Below are 18,519 nucleotides of genomic sequence, written 5' to 3' on the forward strand. Positions count from 1 at the left end.
AACAATACATGATTAATATGCGAACTTTGTGCCAAAAATTTAAACTGGCTTAAAAACAAACGCTTGCTATATTTAAGAGAAAGAAAAAGAAATCCACCTTTATTCCCCGTCAATTTTTTCGCTCAGGAGGCAGATTGCAAAGTATCTTCGCGCAGGTTTTTGCCTTGCTGTTATGTGCAGTGATTTTAGTCTGGTCCTTTAAGCGGATTGGCTTGCCGCCTATTCTGGCTTATTTGCTCACTGGAGTCATTGCAGGCAGTCACGGCATTGGATGGATGAGTGACAGCCAAGAAATCCACTTTATGGCCGAGCTTGGGATCGTGTTTTTACTGTTCAGTTTAGGGCTTGAATTTTCCGTGCCAAAATTAATGGCAATGCGAAACGTAGTATTCGGTTTAGGGAGTTTGCAGGTCATCGTTACCACGATCATTGGTATGTTTGTGTTGCGTTTTATGCAATATGAGTGGGTGGGTGCATTTGTGATTGCAAGCCTCATTGCACTTTCTTCTACGGCGGTTGTGGTTAAGCTGTTAAAAGAGCTGGGGATGCTCAACACACGTCATGGTCAGCTCGGTATTGGCATGTTGTTATTCCAAGATATTGCCGTTGTGCCGCTGCTCATCGCGTTTCCGCTTATTTCCTCTGCGAGTAATTCAGAGCTGGCGTCAGCGCTACTTTTTGCATTTGCTAAGGGTGCGGTTGTGTGTCTGGTTTTATGGGCAGTAGGTAAGTGGTTACTACCTAAAATATTTAACGAAATCGCATTAGTAAGAACAGATGAGCTCTTTGTTTTATCTACTTTAGTTGTTGCCCTGTGCGCGGGTTCGCTCACTTATGCATTCGGACTTTCAATGGCGCTCGGCGCATTTTTAGCGGGCATGATGTTAGGGGAAAGCCAATATCGGCATCAGCTTGAGGCAGAAATTAGACCGTTTCGAGATATTCTAATGGGACTCTTTTTTGTCACAGTGGGTATGCAACTAGATATTCCTTATGTGCTCGACCAGTTTATTTATATTGTTGCAGCACTTGGCGCTGTGCTTGTGATCAAAGTGTTGATCATCGTTGGCGTTGCGCAGTTAATGGGAGAGCGTAAAAAAGACGCTTGGGGCGCTGGTATTTTGATCTGGCAAATGGGGGAATTTGGCTTTGTATTGGTTGCTCTTGCCAGTAAACATCAATTATTAGACAAGAATGAAGTGTCCTTCTTGATCACGCTTGGCGTGTTGTCTATGGCGTTAACGCCTTATCTTATTAGTAAAACCGCGCATATTCTCAATATCTTGGGAATAGAAAAAGACTGGCAACCCGAAGCGCCAAGTGGTTATAACGCGGCTGATTTAAAAAATCATGTTGTGATTTTTGGCTACGCGCGTGTTGGTCAAACTATCGCACGATTTTTACGTCCAGAGGCTATTCCATATATTGCGGTAGAGCGTAACCCGCAAATTGTACAAGACGCACAAATTGCGGGTGAGCCCGTGTTATTTGGTCATGCGGCACAAAAAACGCTGTTAAAGTCAGCAAATATTGATAAAGCGCGCTTGGTTATCATTACCTTTGATGACTTTGAACAGACGCAGGTGGTTGTTGACGCCATTCGTCGGCGTACCCACGAAGTGAAGATCTTGGTACGCATGAAAGATGACAGTTACATGGAGCAATTAAAAGCCATGGGCGTCGCAGAAGTTGTGCCAGAAACTTTAGAAGCAAGTTTGATGCTGGTTTCTCATGTGTTGTACATGTCTGGTGTGCCAATGCGCAGAATTTTTCGTCGTGTCAGTAAAGAGCGAGAAAATCGTTATCCGTATTTACATGGCTTTTTTGCTGGAGACAGCAGTGATCTGCATGAAGTCACTGGCGAGCGGTTAGAATATCTGCATGCCATTGCTTTGCCTGACCATGCATTTGCTGTTAACAAGTCAATTGCTGAGCTTGAGCTCAACGTTAAGCGCGTTGATATTACTGCGTTAAGGCGTGACGGCGAAGAAATTGCTCAACCAGATGAGCAAACCATTTTACGCGTTAATGATGTTTTGCTGTTAAAGGGGAAACCCCGCCGCGTTGAACGTGCGGAGCAGTTTTTACTCGATGGCCTACCGTAATAACGTTTCTTAAATTTATGCTTTTTTAACAGATCGCCGCGTAAAGCGTCTCCTACGACATGGAGTAGGAGCAGGTTCATTCTGCGATTTTGAGTGTTGTTATGTGGCTACTGCTCGCCGCGTAAAGCGTCTCCTACAACACGGAGTAGGCCTGCGTTCTTGCTCTATCTATGTGCCTTGATCATCAGGTGTATTAAATGACACGATATGCTTTTGCATCAAATGCATTTGAGTAAACAAAAAGGTTTCACCGTTAAAATCTGCCAAGTAACGGCTATTACTGGGTACCTCTGCAAGGCGTTGATATATCCCTGTACTGAGATGATAAGACCATAGCTGGTTGTCGTTGTTTACGCCGTACAATATACCATCTTTATAAACGGCAAATGGCTGCGCTAACTGAGCGCGTAACGCATGGATCTCAGTCGGTGTAGGAGCAGTGTTTGTGTTAACAAGCCAAAAACGCTGACTCATATCTTGATAAAGAAAATGCCCACTATCTACTTGTGCGGCCCAAACTACATTTTCAGAAACAATGAGTGAAGCTTCTTGGGTATCTTTGTTTATAATGTAAAGCCCCGCGTTTCCATTCTCTCTTGCTGTGACCAACAACGTTTTCGGCGTTAGCCACTGCAGGACAGAATCAATGGCAAGCGAATTAGCAATGAGGGTTTTCTCACCATTTAAAGACCAAATAGTGAGTCCTTGTTGTGTTGTGCCCGCTATCTCATTACCCGCAGGAGACCACACAATTCGTTTGCTGATATTGTCTTGCTGTGAATCGGTAAGCTGTGCAACACCTTGGTCATTGTAAAGCCATAATTGCCTTGAACCAGTACGTGTAGACGTAAAAGCAATATGATCACCATAAGGTTGAAACTGAGGGTTGTCTTCCTTCATTGTTGTTCTGGCTATCTTTGCTGCCGCAGTGGTTTGGTGATTTCGTATTTGAGCAAGACTTAATGTAAAAATATCGGTATCGGCATTTATCTGTGTCGCTAAAATCTGTTTTCCATCAGCTGAAAAAGAAGCCTCCCTTAGATTCTTTCTACCCCCAGTATCAAGTGCAACCATTCTCCCGTTGGTTTCCAGTTTATAAAGTCCATTAGTCGTCGATGCGAGCAAATACTCGCCGCTTGGATGATAACTGACTTCAATTGGCTGTAATGGTGACAATTCGTGCGGTAGTAATATCTTTGCCGTGATCGTTGGTGTCTTATCGGGATTGTAAATATTCAGGTGATGAGTGTTGTGCTCATCAATGCTTACCATTGCGAAAACATTTTTATCTGCAATATAGTCAAGAGTGTAGTTTTCAAAGTTTGGCATATACTCGGTAGTGCGGCTTTTTTTTGTCTTTAAATCAAAAAGGTAGGGCACTGCTTGTTTGGGACGTAAATGAGATAAGTAACTGATCTCGCCATTTTTCATCCAATTTGGACGCCATATGGGCTTTTCTTGGCAAGCAATAACGGCATGTGGATTTTGTGGTGAGTTGATTGCAGTATCGAGATTTAGTGTGTTTAAAGACCAGCAAAAGGGAGACGTCTCTTGAGCCTTGCAATGACTCCGTTCGGTAAAAGTTAGTTGCTTTGCGTCGTGTGACCAACTGGGTTTTCCGTATACGCCCTGGCGAGCGGTTAAACGAGAGGTTTTGTGCGAGGCTAGATTTTTTACCCAAAGCTGACTATGGCAATTATCGCTAAAGCGCTGAAAAACAATCCATTGTCCATTGGGTGAGTAGCTGGCATTTGCATCCCATGCGTCACTTGTGGTCATTGGAGTAAAAGTAGGTTGAATCGGTACTCTGGGGTTGATTTTTGGTTGAATTATAACCGTAAAGAGATAAGCCGTGATAACTGTCGCTAGTGCCGCTACCCCAAATTTTGCAGCGCGTGGGCGAGATTTTTGAGTCGCTTTATGCGCGCTCGGCTTATTGCTTGTTGACGTAACGGATGCCTCTAAACTATAGCCTTTTTTGCTGTGCGTTTTTATAAACTCTAACTCACTATCTGCATTTTTGAATACTTGGCGAATTTGGAAAATGCAGCGCTGCAATGTATTTGGAGAAACAACTCTGCCGTGCCAAACGGTGTTAAGTAGTTGCTCAAAGCTCACCACTTCTCTTGGTTGTTTTGCCAATTCACAAAGCACCGCTATTGCTTTAGGGGGGAGCGCATAAGTTTGTTGGTCGATAACAATATGATTGCGGTTTACATCCACAAGGTGCCCCGCAATCAAAAACTGCTTTAATTCCATTTTAAAATTCTTTTTTCAGCGAATTATCAGCGAAAAATCAGCAAACTTTGCTGTTTTATCGCTCTGTTTTTTTCTAATGTAACACACTGATAAAAATAAACTAAAAAGGAAAGTCATGCGTTTTATTATTTTGCTATTGTTAATGCTACTTGCAGCATTGGGCAAGGTGTATGGGCAAACATTAGAACAACAAGCCATCACGATTGGGTCTAAAATAACTTTTGCATCTAAGATATTAAGTGAGAATAGGGAGGTCATGGTTTATACGCCAAATGATTATGACCCTAAGAAACAATATCAAGTGTTGTACTTACTCGATGCAGAATTCTTTTTTACCCAAACCGTGGGCATTGTGGAATCTTTGGTTAGTACTGGAAAAATACCAGCTACCATCGTTGTTGGGTTGAAAACCACGGTGAGAACTAGAGACTACTTACCGCCAATTAACGGTGAGGCTCAAAGTGATAGACAGCGCTGGATTAAAGAGAAGTTTCCTCAATTTGGCAAGACAACCGAGTTTACAGCCTTCTTAACTCAAGAGTTATTTCCTTTCATTGAGTCACAATATTTACTCAAACCTAATCGTACGTTAGTAGGGTATTCCAATGGTGGGATCTACGGACTACACACCTTTCTAAATAAGCCAGAGATATTTACTAATTATCTGCTTATTAGCCCGCCAGGTTGGTGGGGTGAGGAAGAGCTCGATCAGCAGTTTAAAGCACTTAGCAACTCAGCTCATGATTTACGTCGCAATCTGTATATTAGTATCGCTGGGGAAGGTGGCGACTTTTACACCAACGGTATGCGAGTTGCGTCAAACCTGAAAGCACTTCGATCAAAAGAAGTAAATTGGCAATTTAGCCTCAAAGAATTGGAAACGCATCAAACTACGTTTTACCCAAGTCTCTATGAAGGATTAACGAAACTTTTTGATGATTTTTACTTTGAGCTTAATGAAGAAGCAGGAAAATATGCGCATATCCCTGATATTGAAGATTATTATCTAAAGCTCTCTAAGCGCTATGAGTTTGATGTGTTAGTGCCAGAGTCTATATACAGAGCACTTGCTGACGCGCAAACCAGCCATAAACGTCTAGACGCTGCACTTGCGACTTTAAATGCATTTGTCACGCGTTATCCCGACTCGTCTTATGCGCATGCAAGCCTAGGCCATGGATATTTAGAGAATAAAGCGTATAACAAGGCGCTGAAAAGCTTTAATCACGCCTTGCAACTTGCGAAAGCACAGCAAGTCGACGATCCATCAGTATATGATTATTTTGAAAGTATGATAGCTCAAGCAAAAAGTAAAATTGTGCAGTAAGCTATACAGATCGCCGCGTAAAGCGTCTCCTACAACACGGAGTAGGAGCAGGTTCACCCTGCGATCTTTTATGCTTTTACTACCTATCTGTCGAGCTTGCTCAATAAATGCTGCTTAACGGTGGGCCATTCTGAGGCGATAATTGAATACACAACGGTGTCTCTTAGCTCACCGTTTCTACCGATCTGGTGGCTGCGCAAGATACCATCGAGCTTGGCGCCAAGCCGCTCAATGGCATTGCGAGAGGCATGATTAAAAAAGTGGGTTCTAAATTCAACGGCAATGGCGTCAAAATCTTCAAAAAGTTGCTGTAACAGCAAAAACTTACACTCCGTGTTAACCGCTGTTCGACGTACTTTATCGCTGTACCATGTATAGCCTAGCATGGCACGGCGATTGGCTATATCTGCATTGTAATAGCGGGTGGTTCCCACAATTTCGTTGCTGCTATTTAGCCTTACCACATACGCAAGGTTGCCTTCAGATGCTTGGCTTATCGCAGTGTTAACATAGCGTTCCATATCGTCTGGATTGGGCACATTGGCATACCAAAGCTTCCAAGCTTCACCATCTTTTACTGCTTGTTGCAGCGCATTAACATGGGTTGTTGATAATGGTTCAAGGGTGACATGGTGTCCTATCAGTGGTTTATTAGTTGGCCACATGCGTTACTACTTCCTTATTTTGAGTATTTTGATGGTATCTTGTTTTGCAAGAGATACAGCTAAGTGATTTGGGTCAGTTACAAAAGCCAAGGCCGATATATTGGCTAAGGGATTGGTCAAATCATCAAAAGTTGCGATATGTGTGAGCTTGCCTGTTGCGGTAACGCTAAACTCTGCAATACCAGAGCTACTCTCAGAGGCTGCGAACAACCTTTTGCCATCAGCAGCAAGTAACAAGGAGGAGACACCGTTAAGTGGCTTGCCAACTTGGTTTGCATCAATGGTCTGGAGCAAATGATATTGGCCGTTTTGTTGACGCTCAAAGGCTAAAATGCTGTTACTGCCCGCCGCAGCAACATAAAAAACAGTGAAATCTGAGCTTGCAACCAAGGCTTGTGGTTTACTGAGTGCGAGCAGGTTAGTGTCGTCTTTAACGATGCGCTGCTTAACAGTATAAGTACCTTTTGTCTGTTGCCACAGCGTAATGACATCGCCTTCATAACCTGCAACGATAAGCGCGTTAGCCTCTTTACTTACTAGCACATCCACAGGCCCACCCATATCAGTTTGCTCAGCGCTATCAATAGGGCCGAGCCACGTCACGCTGTTTGTAGGCGTGATCCTAAAAGCAGTGATGGTATTGCTATTATAACTTGGGATAAATGCATAGCGCTTGTCGCCACTTAAACTAATTTTCCAAGGTGCAAACAAGCCAAGGGTGTCATGAGCTGAGGCATTTTTGGTTGGATCAAACACCACTTTGTAAGACACTTCGTCAGAAAAGGTTTGCACAAGGTTAAACTTACCCGCTTTATCTTTTGCAAACACATTTAATGCACCATCGTAAAAGCTAGTGTTAAGAATGAGATTGCTATTTACGAATACCGCATCGGATGCGCCAGTAAGTAAAAGCGGGTGCGCACCGCTCGATTGAAAGAGTTGATCTTGGACTAGCTGTTTATTTGCATTAAGCGAAAATGTAACCACTGCGTTATCGTCGCCACTTACTGCAACGGCCTGCGTACCTAGGTGATTAAAACGCAGCCGCCTTGGATTATCTAAGCCGCTAAACCCTGCGGTGTTATTTTGGATGGTTTGAACAACGTCGAACGTTTGGCTGTGTGCGCTAAATGAAATTGACCCAAGTGCGATAAGCATAAGTGCACTTATAGTAGGTTTATACATCTTTTTCACTACCTATTTTTATTATTGTAAATCTTATTTGAGTTCCAAAAACTCTCTCATTTCGTCCAAGCGGTTCATGCCGTCTTCAAATCCAAGCTCAATGAGTTTTTGTGTATAAGTACGCTCAAACAGCAAGTAACTCGTTAAACTCGACGGAGAATGCTTTTTAACCCCCATGGTTCTGAGTAACAGCTTGATTGCCAATGGCATATCTTCGTAATAATGATCTGCGACTTCATTAAAATTAACCGTTGGCTTGATGAGCATATGATCTACTCGTCTAAGCTCTTTGTGCTTTTCTCTGGCCGGTAGCAAGCTTACCGTACGGTTGACGCGGTCGAGCCGTTCGATGTCTGAATTTAAGGTATCGCTAAACACACTGTCTAGTAGGTGACCGGCGACCACAGACATTCCTGGAAAATGCGGCTCATAACCGAGCGGCTGTGGTAGTTTAGGCTGCTCAACACCAATCACAAAGATTTTATCCGCACCTAAGTGAATGGCAGGGCTAAGTGGGGAGAGCTGGTGGATAGAGCCATCACCATAGTAATGATGCTTAACGCGCACGCTTGGAAACACCATAGGTATAGCCGAACTTGCCATGAGTAAGTCGAGCGAAATTGTGCCCGGAACACCTTCGCGCTTTGAGCGCTGCCAAGGCTCAGCATTGTTCGCCTGATAAAACGCCACTGATTTACCAGTAGAATAGCTCGAAACCGTAATCGCGATGGCATCAAGATAATGGCGGTGTAGATTATGATCGATGCGATTTAAATCAAGCACATTGGCCAGCAGCTTTCGAAGCGGCGAGTTATTTAACAAGCTGGCTGGTGGCTGATTAAGGTATTGCGCTTGAAAGCTGCGCATCATATTGGCAAATAAATGGCCGTATGCACCGGTAAACGAGCTTTTGTACACCATATCGGTGCTAAAGTTCTTCCAAATATATTCCACTTTTTTCACCGCAAGGTGAAAGCAAGATGCGTAACAGGCAATTCCCGCCGAGTTAATTGCGCCGGCAGAGGTACCAGTAATGATTTCAAAAGGGAGGGGAGAAGTACGAGGCATACTTTGCGCAAGCGCCTTTAATACCCCAACTTGATAAGCGGCCCTTGCACCACCTCCAGTCAGTAGTAAGGCAATTTTTTTATCACTCGTTCTATGCTTTCTCAAAAGAGGCCATCCTGCAGTTAAATTTGCTTAATTTAAATTTGGTCTTTTTATGCGCTATTTATCTTTGTTGATGTTGCAATGCTTTAGGTGCAAAGAGTTGATAACTCCAGTAAATGCGTTATTTTTAGTAGTAAAGTGCCACTTTGCCCTTAAGCCGCTTATAGGTTGTATTATTTATTCTAGTTGAACCTAGCTAAAACCCAAGTTGTCTGAGTGCACATACCCGCGCAACATATCAGGCTATTATTTTGAAATTTAAGCACTAAAGCGCTATGGTGGCACAAACAAATTTTAACAAACTAGCGGTTTAATTTAGTCGCTAATTGGCGCGATTTTGTATTTAATAAAGTGGCAATTTAGCTTAACTTCAATGTACTGAACTTAAGTTCGGTGCTCAAGTATTTTTATTAAGATCAAATGTTTGAACAAGGTGTAGCCAGAGTTTGCACCACAACGCATTTTTTTAGGGTTTCAGCGCGCATTAAGTTATTAGTCAAGTATTTGGTGATAGTTTTACATTAACGCGTATCAACAATGACGAAGAGGGAGTCCCCATGTCAGAGAACCATCAAGAAGGTAATAAAAGGCCTTCTAACAGCCAGTTGTTATTTGCCGCAGTAGTTGTACTAGCGTTGATTATTGTGGCTGTGTTTGTGCTAGCACAAAAAGACACTCCATCGACGGAAAACCAAAAGGTAAAACAAGATATTGTTGTGCCTGAACAAACAGAAACGCCACTGGTCAATACCGCAAGAGAAACACCACCTGAGCAAGTGGTTGAACCTGAAGTAACCTTGCCACCGCAACGAGAGCAAATCGAGCCAGAGCAAGTAGAACCGGTAGAACCTGAAGTAACACTACCACCGCTTTCACAAAGTGATACCGAAATTAAAGAAGCGGTATCGAATTATCTTTCTAATCAAGCGGTAAAATTGCTGGCAGACGATGACGTGATCCGCCGCACGGTAGTTTATGTAGATAACCTAGCAAAGGGTAAAGTGGCAGAAAACCACGCACCAGTGGTGAAGCCGCAAGATGGCTTTAGCGTAATTGATGACGACATTATTATTACCGATCCTAACAGCTACGAGCGTTACACACCTTATGTCGCCATGTTCGACACCATGAGTACCGCGCAAGTGGTTAGACTATATGACCAATACAAACCATTATTTGAAGAAGCATACGAAGAAATAGGCTACGAAGGAGATGAATTCAACGGCACGTTAACTGATGCAATCGACGAGTTGTTGGCAACACCCATTCCAGACACTGCACTGCCTTTGGTAAAAGACTCAGTTACCTATAAATATGCTTATGCAGAATGGGAGCAACTTTCTCCGGCGCAAAAACAGTTCTTAAGAATGGGCCCTGAAAACATGAAGAAAGTGAAAAAGCGCCTAGAAGAAATCAAAATTGTGTTGAACAAATAAGCACACAGCCTCATAAAATCCACAAAAGCTTGGCAAACTGTTTAAACATCACCCAGTTAGCCAAGCTTTTTGACTTTTCCCTTGCATCCCCCTGCAATCTTCGAGATAATTCTTCCCGCGCCAAACAAGGCCCTCAATGGTAGTCTTATTGGTCCTCTCGCAACAATAGTACGTGAATCTGGTCAGGTCGGGAACGAAGCAGCCACAGCGTATGACTTGTGTGCCGGGATGTGGCTGGTAAGACTGCCACCCAAACCTCTATATGTGTTGTTTGAAGTGTAAGTCACTACAAACCCCACCAAGTGTGTTGTTTGTAGTGTAAGTCTTATTAATAGCATTCAAAAGTATACTAAAACATACTAATTCCTATCTTTCTAAATTTAAAAACTAAATCAAATAAAACACTTATTCTTCGTTCGTTAGATCAACAACACTTTATTAGCGTGTTCCCATAGGTTGGAAAAGTCGTAGGCGCTTTCCAACTGAGTTATGAAAAAAGTGTAACTGCTGTGCAAAAGGTTTGTCGGATGGCGGCGTTGCACGCTTTATTCGACCTACAAATCAACAAAGTAAGTCATAATAATAAATACTTTGTCGCAATCCGCTTCCTCAAGTTTGGCTACTTGTAAACCTAAAGACGGATCTGTGGTCGAAACTCGCGCATACCCAATCTTATTCACGGCAGTTGTTCGTTTAGAAAAGAACATGAAGGCAAAAAGCAAGATCTGACCCTAATAATTACTACAAGATTGACCCTCTGCCTTAAGGTGTTTACCCATATGGCATCAGCGTCGAATACCTAACGTCAAGCCCTAATAGAATATAACGTCGATGCTTCATTTGCCTAAGCTATCAAATTGACTATTCTATAGAGTTTCTTTTCATAAGCACTTCTAACGCTTGCGAGAGTGCTTTGGGTGCGTTATCTGTATCGCCATTCACTGCCGCAAAATAAGCGCTATTTTGACTAGGATAAAGCAGGCTACTGACCGAAAATGCGCCCGTAAAGCCGTCATGACCAAAAGCCGTTTTATCTGACTTGACAAACCAGCCCATCGCATACTCAGAATGGCTGTCTTGAATTTTACTATAAGGCGAGAGCAACATTTTGTAACTCTCTTTACTCACAATATTGTCACCTCCCTGCATTCCCTCTAATACCGAAGAAAAATAAACAGCAAGGTCAGGTAAACTTATATTCACCGTACCGGCAGGACCATATACTTTTGGAGCAAGCTTTTTTTCTTCAGTTACCCCATGCCAGTGACCATTTTCGTAAATATGCCCTTTAGGCTGCTTTGCGCTCTCAAAGCTCGGTTCACCAAAACCATAATTAGTGATGCCTAATTGCCCAAAGACTTCTTCGCCAATAAGCCACTCCCAAGTCTGATTGCTGACTCGCTCTAACATATGTCCTGCTATCACGTAACCAACATTACTATACCAAAACTCACTTCGGGTTTTCACTGCAGCGGTATTAAGCACCTCTTTTGTTAGCTCATATCTTAATTCGGTTAAAGGCTTGGTATTGTCGTACCACTGCTGATTTTTTACATCTATGTCCTTTTTTAATCCGGATGTCATGCTCAACAGATTCTGTAAAGTAATTGTCTCATGTTCTGGTCGAATTTGGCCTTTAAGTTCAGGAAATATATCTATGACGGTAGTGTCAAAAGTAATGAGGCCTTGTTCAACTATACGAGCGGCGAGCAAAGCGGTCATAGATTTTGCGACAGAGCCGATCGCCCAACGATCATTATCGCTTACAGGCTCAAGGCTTTGTATATCACGATAGCCTGTGCTGGCAATTTCGTACACTAAGCCATCTTTTACTGTCATAGCTGTAATTGCAGGTACATTATATGCCTGTCGAATACTTTCTAAATGCTGTTTTAATGCACCATCTTGTGCAATACCTACTTCTTTAGGGAGCTCAGTTTCATCAATTAAGGGCGAAGTTTGAGTTATATCCGAACCACACGCGCTTAATAGTAAGGTTAATAACGCTAAATGAGCGAATTTAAATGATGATTGTAAGTTTGTTATAAGCAAAGCAAAATCCTTTATGTTGGTTGTTAATGCTCCACTGTAGACTCAAATATTATTGAATTACTCAAAATTAATTTGTTTAAAAATGTATAGTTAGCTAATTTGTGTGGCTTTACTAATCCTACCGTTCACTCCTTGGAAAGAGAATTTAAATAATTTTTAAAACTAATATTTAGGCAAAACACTCAAGGTTTTAGCATGAGGAGGCCAGCAGTCAAGTCGTGTCTTTTTCTAAAAGAAAATAACAAAATAACTGACACCCATCGTTATTAATATCCAAGCCGAGGAAGTGAAGTAAAAAGTATAAAAATACTTCAATCACTGGGTACAAAAGCGTTTTCTGATAGACCAATTTTTAGCACTCAAGCGTATCTATTCACTAAAACCGGGATATCGCGCATGACAACGCGCTGCAAATGCAACAGTAAGAAATTCGAGAATTGAGAATGTGAGTTTTGCTAAGCCAACAAGCGCTCGCAGTTTGTTAAATTCGTGCGCCGTCGTTTTTGCAGTGTTTCGCAGTAAGCGGTTATTGTCCGTTCTTGGCCCACTGCACCGTGAAATACCCGAGAAAATTGCGTGGTCAGCTTTATACAGTTCTCTGGTTCGATACTTAATCGAGTAAGGATGAGTTGAGACTCAAAGATATAGCCTCGCTTGTCGGCGCGAATACATTGGCCTGTGAGTTCAACCAATTCGACATAAGACTTGAGTTCAAAAGGTAGGCCTTTAGGCATGTGTTTTCGTAGGCAGCCAGCAAACCGTAGTAGGCTTCTTGGTTGTTTACCTAATTTCGCATGGTCGATTCGTTTTTTGATGTTGGTGTAGTCTGAGGTCTCAGGCGTTGCGGCGATGTTGGTTCTAATTGGGTTTAGGTCTACATAAGCGAGACAAGCAGGCAGTTCTGCTTCATTCAGTAATGCTTGGGATTTGAATCGTCCTTCCCAAAACCGACCGGTACAATTATCTTCTTTATTTGCTTGGCGGGCGATATCTTAGGAAGGTGCAAATTAGTGGTGGGTGTCAGCGATTTGAGCGAGTCTTTAAAAGCGGTTACAAGTGTTGTTTTCTTTTCTCCTTGAGAAAATCAACGCAAATGTTAATGTTTTCTACATTAGACATTTACCACTATCAAGGACTGAAACAGTGAACACCAATTCACCACTAGTTAACTCGCAGGTCAATTTAGCCAGTAACTTAATCGCTAAAAAGGAGGCTAAGGCGCATAACATCGAACCTCAAGCACCAGAGATGGAGATGAACGCTGCGGCATTGTCAGCCGAAAATACGCCAGTATTAACTGAAGAAGAAATCCAAAAATTAAAACAAGAAACTTTTGAGATTAGTAAACAAAATTATAAAGTGATGGGAGAGACGCAAGAGGCGTTTGCAACCACCTGAAGCGAGTTTGAAAAATTTAAAAAAGAACAAAGTAGTTAAATCCAGGAATTGATTTGAGCTCTTTAGATTTATCGCAAGAGGAAGATGGCACACTAAAGCTCGTTGGTGGAAGTGTAGACGGTAAATTGCGTGAGGATCTTGAGTCTATAATTAACGAAAACAATAAGCTAAAAAATGCCTATGAACAGGTGCATGAAGGACTTGCACAAATTGTTCGATTCTCTGGTGCAGATCGGCAAGGCATCGAAGCAAAGGACCTTTATGGCAATATTAGGTTGAATGAGTTAAGTAAAAGCTTCGAAAACCAATTCCATGATACGGGCTTTGGTCAGGATTATCATACACTTGAGGACAAAGTGAATAGCCACCCAATGCTGTTTGCAATGAAAATGAACGAGGCAATATATCCTAGAATTAACATAAATGTGTAATTGAGTATCGATAGCTAGGGCAAGTCTCACATTTTGTATGACGCTCAAGAGTTAAAGATAGTGATGAACGGGCGCAACTACAATACTCCAGAGTCTAAAATATTAGAGACTGCTTGTGTAAAGCCAATCGGCAAAAATTCGTTAAAATGAAATTCACTTATAAACTATGACGTTAATAAACTTTGTAGCAGAATCTAAAGCTCTATAACCATGCTTTTGCGCAGCACTAAACTTGGTTTTCTTATCAGTTTTAAGGAGATGCCAAACACCGTCATAAAAAACTTCAAGTTGACCTTCTAGAACATGAACAAGCTCTTCTGCAACATTATCATGCGGCTCTCTTAAGTGTTCATCATTTGGAATGAGAGAAATGACAAACACCTCGGTATTTTTGCTCCCGTTAGATGAATAAACAGGAGCAAATATAGAGCCTTCTTGGTTGATAGAGTTATTCGAATTCTGCGGGTCGCTCGGATCAAGTAACATTGTGTACTCTATGCCAATACCCTGCGCCAACTTCCACAATAATTCAACTGTTGGACTAGACTCAAACCTTTCAATTTGTCCTAACATCGCCTTGGAGATGCCGGTCATGTTGGCCAATTTATCTAGGCTTAGGCCTCTCTCTTTTCTGATGTCTTTTAATCTAACACCTAGGTTTTTGGAAATTTCCGATTTAACTTTCATTATGTTGTGCGTTATTGCGTACAGTGATATTGTGTGCACTATAACGCACAATGCAGCACTTATCTATTCAGAAGGGAATTACATGCCTAGTAAAACTTTTGTTTGCTTCGTTTATTTACTTTGTTTCATCAGCTCTGTCAGTGTAGCGTCAGAATATACGCCTTTAGACAACTTTATCGTTAAAGCCAAATCCGTGACCAAGTCGGCTTCAGGCACATCCGTTGTATTGATTAAGGATGGTAAAATTACTCACGAAGTTCACGTTGGTATGGCGAATGTTGAAAAGCAGATCCCTGTCGATACAAATTCGGTTTACTACTTCGCTTCGACAACTAAAGCGATAATGGGGCTGGCGACATTACAGGCTGAAAAAGAAGGTTTGCTTTCTAAGGACTCTACCTTGAGGCAGCTATTTCCAAACGTTAAGTTTTCTTATATCAATCCTGACAACTACTCAGTCAGAGACTTATTGTCTCATCGCTCTGGATTAACCAATGACGCGATGACATGGACTTTTTCTTACACTGGAAACCATGATAAAAAGCAACGAATTCATTTTGTTTCCTCGCTAAAACAGCACCCGAAAATTAAAAAAGATGAGTTTGGTTACACAAACCTTGGGTACAATCTTTTAGCAATATGGTTTGATGAGAACTATGAAGGGGGATGGACAAATGCGATTAAAGATCTAGTGCTTTCACCTGCAGGAATGAAAAATTCAACAGCAGATGTTGATCAAGCAAGATTGCAAAATTGGCCTATTCCAAGCCCATATTCATATAAATTCCGAAGTGGTCAATCTGAGATTTATATGAATAAAAACAATGCGACTTTGTATTCAGTGGGTATTTTTGCCAGACCAAATGATTGGGGTAAGTTGATAACCCACTTGTTACCAATAAATGCAGAGCGCTCAGCGTTTCCCAAGTCGGTTGTAAGAGCGTCTCAACAACTACTGGTTAGTGATATTGATAGCTATTTTTCCGGCTATGGATGGGGATGGATGCACTCAAAAGTGGCTGGTGAAAGTGTGTTAATGCACACTGGAGGGTTTGATGGCGCTTCTGTTCAAGTATCTTACGCTCCCGAAAAAAACCTTGGTGTCGTTGTTGTTCATAACGAAAGTGGGCTCATTGCAAATGAGTTAAATGGCAGAATAACTGAAATCGCTTATAAAATGTTAACTAATCAAGATGTGAGTAAGCTTATTGAATTCCATCAAGAGGAGATGACTGATCTTGCTGTTTATGTCGAGAAAGCAAAGGCAGAAATTGCCGCTAAAAGAGAAGACTTGTCAAAACGCCGGAGCATATCACCTTCGCTTAAGTCATTACTTGAAGGTGTATACGAAAACACGGATGTTGGACGGTTGACTATTAAACAGAGAGACAGCGATTTACATCTTGCTTGGGGGGATTTACAGAGCAAGATTTACAGTGGACAAGCAGATAATGAATTTATAGTAGAACTTAGACCGGGTAAGTTCTACGAACTAATCGCTGATAAAAGCATGTCCGTTATCAAATTAAAGGATTGGCAATTCCAAAAAGTTAGGTAATTCAGAGGCAAGGTTAGTTGCAATCTAGATGCAAATTAGTGTGACAACGCCAAAGTTGTGTAGCGGATATGCCGACAGCCCCTTTTGGAGCTCACATTAGCGTAACAGCAGCTCCAATTCCAACCCCAAAGCTTGTATAGAACTAGTGTATATAGTCATCAATTAGCTTGCGCCAAGCATCGGGCTTACCGTAATAGGCAGTATGCGGAAGCTTTACGAACGTCTCATGCTTTTCAAGGATAAGGGTGGGGTAGCCAGTAACTTGAAGCTTTTGCATTAATAGACGGCTTTGCACGATTTTTGTTTGCTCAGCACCTTGATTTGCCAGCATAGTTCGTTGCCAGTGGTTTTTATCTAGCCCAAGCTCAACGGCTAGCTCCTCTATAGCCTCAGCCCGGTTAACCTGTTTGCCCTCTACATAGTGTGCGTGCTGAATAGTTTTAAGCATGTTAAGAGGCGCTATGCCCAATTGCTCAGCGGTTATGATGGCACGAGCGGTGATGTATGAGTCAAGGAGCATCGGATCGTTACTCTTCACCCTTTGGATGTAACCTTTGCCAAACTGCGCGCCTGTTATGCTGGCTATACGCGCATCACTAGTGAGAATGTGGTTGCGGAACGCTTTCTCTATAGATTGGTTGGCAATCATACCTCCAGGATGCAGTTCAAGCTTGAGGTCACTGTTGGCTGCAATTGCATCCAGCAGTGCAGCCGCACCATAACACCAGCCACACATGGGGTCGAAGAAGTAGTGCACTTTTACCATTTCATCTCTCCCATATGTACCTTAGCACCAATACCCAACGCCATCGGTAATCCTGCATCAGGGTAGCGTGCAGACATACTATCAATCAGTTCAGCGCTATTTTTGCTGCTGCTTTTTGCCTGACTAAAGTCGCTTAAATACTGCTGCGAGTAGCTTATGGTACTTGAATCAAGTTTGGTGCCTGCTTTCATGTGACCAGGTATTACAATCTCTGGCTTCAGTGTTTTTAACTCTTTTAATTGGCGGCTCCACGCTTGTTGACTGCGTTGGGATTGCGCATCGGCCATCCATAAGTGCACATTACCGTAGACTGCAACATTGCCCAGAATCGCTTTACTTGACGGGATCCATAAGTAGGGGCGGTGTGCCAGCTCAGATTGCGTGCCGTGGATCTCTATTTTGTGCCCATCTACAAAGAGTGTATTTCCCTCTACAACTGTTGGGATGTATGGCTTAACAGGTGCATTTTCCCCCATTTTTGGTGTCCAGAATGCTAATTTACCCGCGAGTTTTTCTTCAATCACTGCTTTTACGGCCGCTGTGGTTAGGATCTTAGCTTCAGGGAATAAAGTGTGTAGCACTTCCGCGCCAAAATAATAGTCCGGATCAGCTTGGCTGATAAAAATCGTTTTTAGGGTTTTGCCGCTGTCGAGCACTTTGGCAGCTATGCGTAGTGCATCCGCTTTGGTAAAACCCGTATCTACGACCATCACTTCACTCTCACCAATCACCAGTGTTGAGTTAACGTGGAAGCTGTTTTTGTCAGCGTTATAAACATCCAGTGTAAGTGGGGCGGTGTTTGCTGCCATCGCATTGCTTGCGAATAAAATCGATGCTGCTATCAACGTTAGGTGTTTCATATCTTTTGCCTCAATAGGTTTAGTACGGAGCAGATGATATGAAATTGATAAGTTCAGAAAAACATGCCAAACTAAACATCATTGTTTCATAAATCGATCAAATGAATGGATAGACTCATCGCTGCTAAGGTCTTTGCCGACGTTGCAATCACGGGTAGCTTTACCGCGACGGCTGACAGGCTAGATATGTCTCGCCCTATGGTAACTCGGTACATTGAAGCGATGGAAAGCTGGCTAAACATTCGTTTATTACATCGCACCACGAGAAAAGTGTCTTTAACGACAGCAGGGGAGTCCTGCTTGGAAGAAGTAAGACAGTGGCTGAGGCAAGCTGACACCATAACCGGCTTGGCGAATACTAGCGGAAAACTGTCTGGTACGGTTCGACTAGCAACCAGTATGTCTTTTGGCTTTTCTCAACTTGTGCCCGCTATTCAACAGTTTATGTCAGCACATCCTGATGTGAATATTGATATTGATTTGCAAGATTCTGTTGTAACTCCACCCAATTTAGTACAGCTATTTCGTAGAATTCTATGCAGCCTCAAGGTAACCAACCGGTGTCATATCACCAAGTGAATCATGAGGTCGCTCATAATTATAAATATCTAACCACTCAT

15 protein-coding genes, 1 other RNA gene and 1 pseudogene are annotated in these 18,519 nt (G+C 42.4%); 8 read left to right on the forward strand and 9 right to left on the reverse strand.

Features of this window, described 5'->3' with window-relative positions:
- Window positions 1-134: 134 nt before the first annotated feature.
- On the forward strand, window positions 135-2,105 hold the full coding sequence (locus L1271_RS02785; RefSeq protein ID WP_235366689.1) for a monovalent cation:proton antiporter-2 (CPA2) family protein: 1,971 nt from the start codon (window positions 135-137) through the stop codon (window positions 2,103-2,105).
- Window positions 2,106-2,273: 168 nt separating this feature from the next.
- On the opposite strand, the gene L1271_RS02790 is transcribed toward L1271_RS02785, so the two are convergent.
- The gene (locus L1271_RS02790) at window positions 2,274-4,364 is read right to left on the reverse strand and encodes a winged helix-turn-helix domain-containing protein (protein ID WP_235366690.1); all 2,091 of its coding nucleotides are present in this window, start codon (window positions 4,362-4,364) and stop codon (window positions 2,274-2,276) included.
- 115 nt (window positions 4,365-4,479) lie between these two features.
- Here L1271_RS02790 and L1271_RS02795 point away from each other — a divergent pair, with 115 nt between their 5' ends.
- Window positions 4,480-5,691 carry an alpha/beta hydrolase-fold protein gene (locus tag L1271_RS02795; protein ID WP_102057100.1) on the forward strand — a complete coding sequence of 404 codons (1,212 nt, stop codon included), beginning with the start codon at window positions 4,480-4,482 and terminating at the stop codon, window positions 5,689-5,691.
- An 83-nt stretch (window positions 5,692-5,774) separates the two neighbouring features.
- Here the strand turns inward: L1271_RS02795 and L1271_RS02800 are convergent, their stop codons facing one another.
- From L1271_RS02800 to L1271_RS02810, 3 genes are read right to left on the reverse strand one after another with little or no spacing between them, the layout of a single operon-like run.
- Complete coding sequence (locus L1271_RS02800) at window positions 5,775-6,356, reverse strand: GNAT family N-acetyltransferase (protein WP_235366691.1); 582 nt, start codon at window positions 6,354-6,356, stop codon at window positions 5,775-5,777.
- Between the two features lie 6 nt (window positions 6,357-6,362).
- Complete coding sequence (locus tag L1271_RS02805; protein WP_235366692.1) at window positions 6,363-7,541, reverse strand: beta-propeller fold lactonase family protein; 1,179 nt, start codon at window positions 7,539-7,541, stop codon at window positions 6,363-6,365.
- A 33-nt stretch (window positions 7,542-7,574) separates the two neighbouring features.
- Window positions 7,575-8,714, reverse strand: coding sequence for a patatin-like phospholipase family protein (locus tag L1271_RS02810; RefSeq protein ID WP_045964207.1), 1,140 nt, complete (start codon window positions 8,712-8,714; stop codon window positions 7,575-7,577).
- A gap of 554 nt (window positions 8,715-9,268) precedes the next feature.
- Here L1271_RS02810 and L1271_RS02815 point away from each other — a divergent pair.
- Entirely contained in the window at window positions 9,269-10,147 is an 879-nt protein-coding gene (locus L1271_RS02815) for a DUF3014 domain-containing protein (RefSeq protein ID WP_235366693.1), read from the forward strand.
- A gap of 146 nt (window positions 10,148-10,293) precedes the next feature.
- Window positions 10,294-10,390: signal recognition particle sRNA small type (gene ffs / locus L1271_RS02820), an RNA gene on the forward strand.
- A 618-nt stretch (window positions 10,391-11,008) separates the two neighbouring features.
- Here ffs and L1271_RS02825 read toward each other — a convergent pair.
- Together L1271_RS02825 and L1271_RS02830 are read right to left on the reverse strand one after the other, a co-directional pair.
- Window positions 11,009-12,199, reverse strand: a complete 1,191-nt coding sequence (locus tag L1271_RS02825) for a serine hydrolase domain-containing protein (RefSeq protein ID WP_235366694.1) — start codon at window positions 12,197-12,199, stop codon at window positions 11,009-11,011.
- A 455-nt stretch (window positions 12,200-12,654) separates the two neighbouring features.
- A pseudogene (locus L1271_RS02830) lies at window positions 12,655-13,191 on the reverse strand (transposase); the annotation flags it as partial.
- 151 nt (window positions 13,192-13,342) lie between these two features.
- On the opposite strand from L1271_RS02830, the gene L1271_RS02835 reads away from it, so the two are divergent.
- Window positions 13,343-13,597, forward strand: coding sequence for a hypothetical protein (locus L1271_RS02835; protein WP_235366695.1), 255 nt, complete (start codon window positions 13,343-13,345; stop codon window positions 13,595-13,597).
- Between the two features lie 53 nt (window positions 13,598-13,650).
- A complete protein-coding gene (locus tag L1271_RS02840) occupies window positions 13,651-14,028 on the forward strand; it encodes a hypothetical protein (protein WP_235366696.1) in 378 nt (125 codons plus the stop codon).
- Between the two features lie 153 nt (window positions 14,029-14,181).
- Here the strand turns inward: L1271_RS02840 and L1271_RS02845 are convergent, their stop codons facing one another.
- Window positions 14,182-14,715 carry a helix-turn-helix domain-containing protein gene (locus tag L1271_RS02845; protein ID WP_235366697.1) on the reverse strand — a complete coding sequence of 178 codons (534 nt, stop codon included), beginning with the start codon at window positions 14,713-14,715 and terminating at the stop codon, window positions 14,182-14,184.
- 82 nt (window positions 14,716-14,797) lie between these two features.
- On the opposite strand from L1271_RS02845, the gene L1271_RS02850 reads away from it, so the two are divergent.
- Window positions 14,798-16,273, forward strand: a complete 1,476-nt coding sequence (locus L1271_RS02850; RefSeq protein ID WP_235366698.1) for a serine hydrolase domain-containing protein — start codon at window positions 14,798-14,800, stop codon at window positions 16,271-16,273.
- A gap of 142 nt (window positions 16,274-16,415) precedes the next feature.
- Here L1271_RS02850 and L1271_RS02855 read toward each other — a convergent pair whose 3' ends face one another.
- Both L1271_RS02855 and L1271_RS02860 read right to left on the reverse strand, forming a co-directional pair.
- Entirely contained in the window at window positions 16,416-17,039 is a 624-nt protein-coding gene (locus L1271_RS02855) for a DsbA family protein (protein ID WP_235366699.1), read from the reverse strand.
- Window positions 17,033-17,899 carry an MBL fold metallo-hydrolase gene (locus tag L1271_RS02860; RefSeq protein WP_235366700.1) on the reverse strand — a complete coding sequence of 289 codons (867 nt, stop codon included), beginning with the start codon at window positions 17,897-17,899 and terminating at the stop codon, window positions 17,033-17,035. Before L1271_RS02860 ends, L1271_RS02855 begins: the two co-directional genes overlap by 7 nt.
- A gap of 105 nt (window positions 17,900-18,004) precedes the next feature.
- Here L1271_RS02860 and L1271_RS02865 point away from each other — a divergent pair, with 105 nt between their 5' ends.
- On the forward strand, window positions 18,005-18,478 hold the full coding sequence (locus tag L1271_RS02865; RefSeq protein WP_235366701.1) for a LysR family transcriptional regulator: 474 nt from the start codon (window positions 18,005-18,007) through the stop codon (window positions 18,476-18,478).
- Window positions 18,479-18,519: the final 41 nt, after the last annotated feature.

Source organism: Pseudoalteromonas sp. OF5H-5 (assembly GCF_021530695.1).
GTDB lineage: Bacteria > Pseudomonadota > Gammaproteobacteria > Enterobacterales > Alteromonadaceae > Pseudoalteromonas.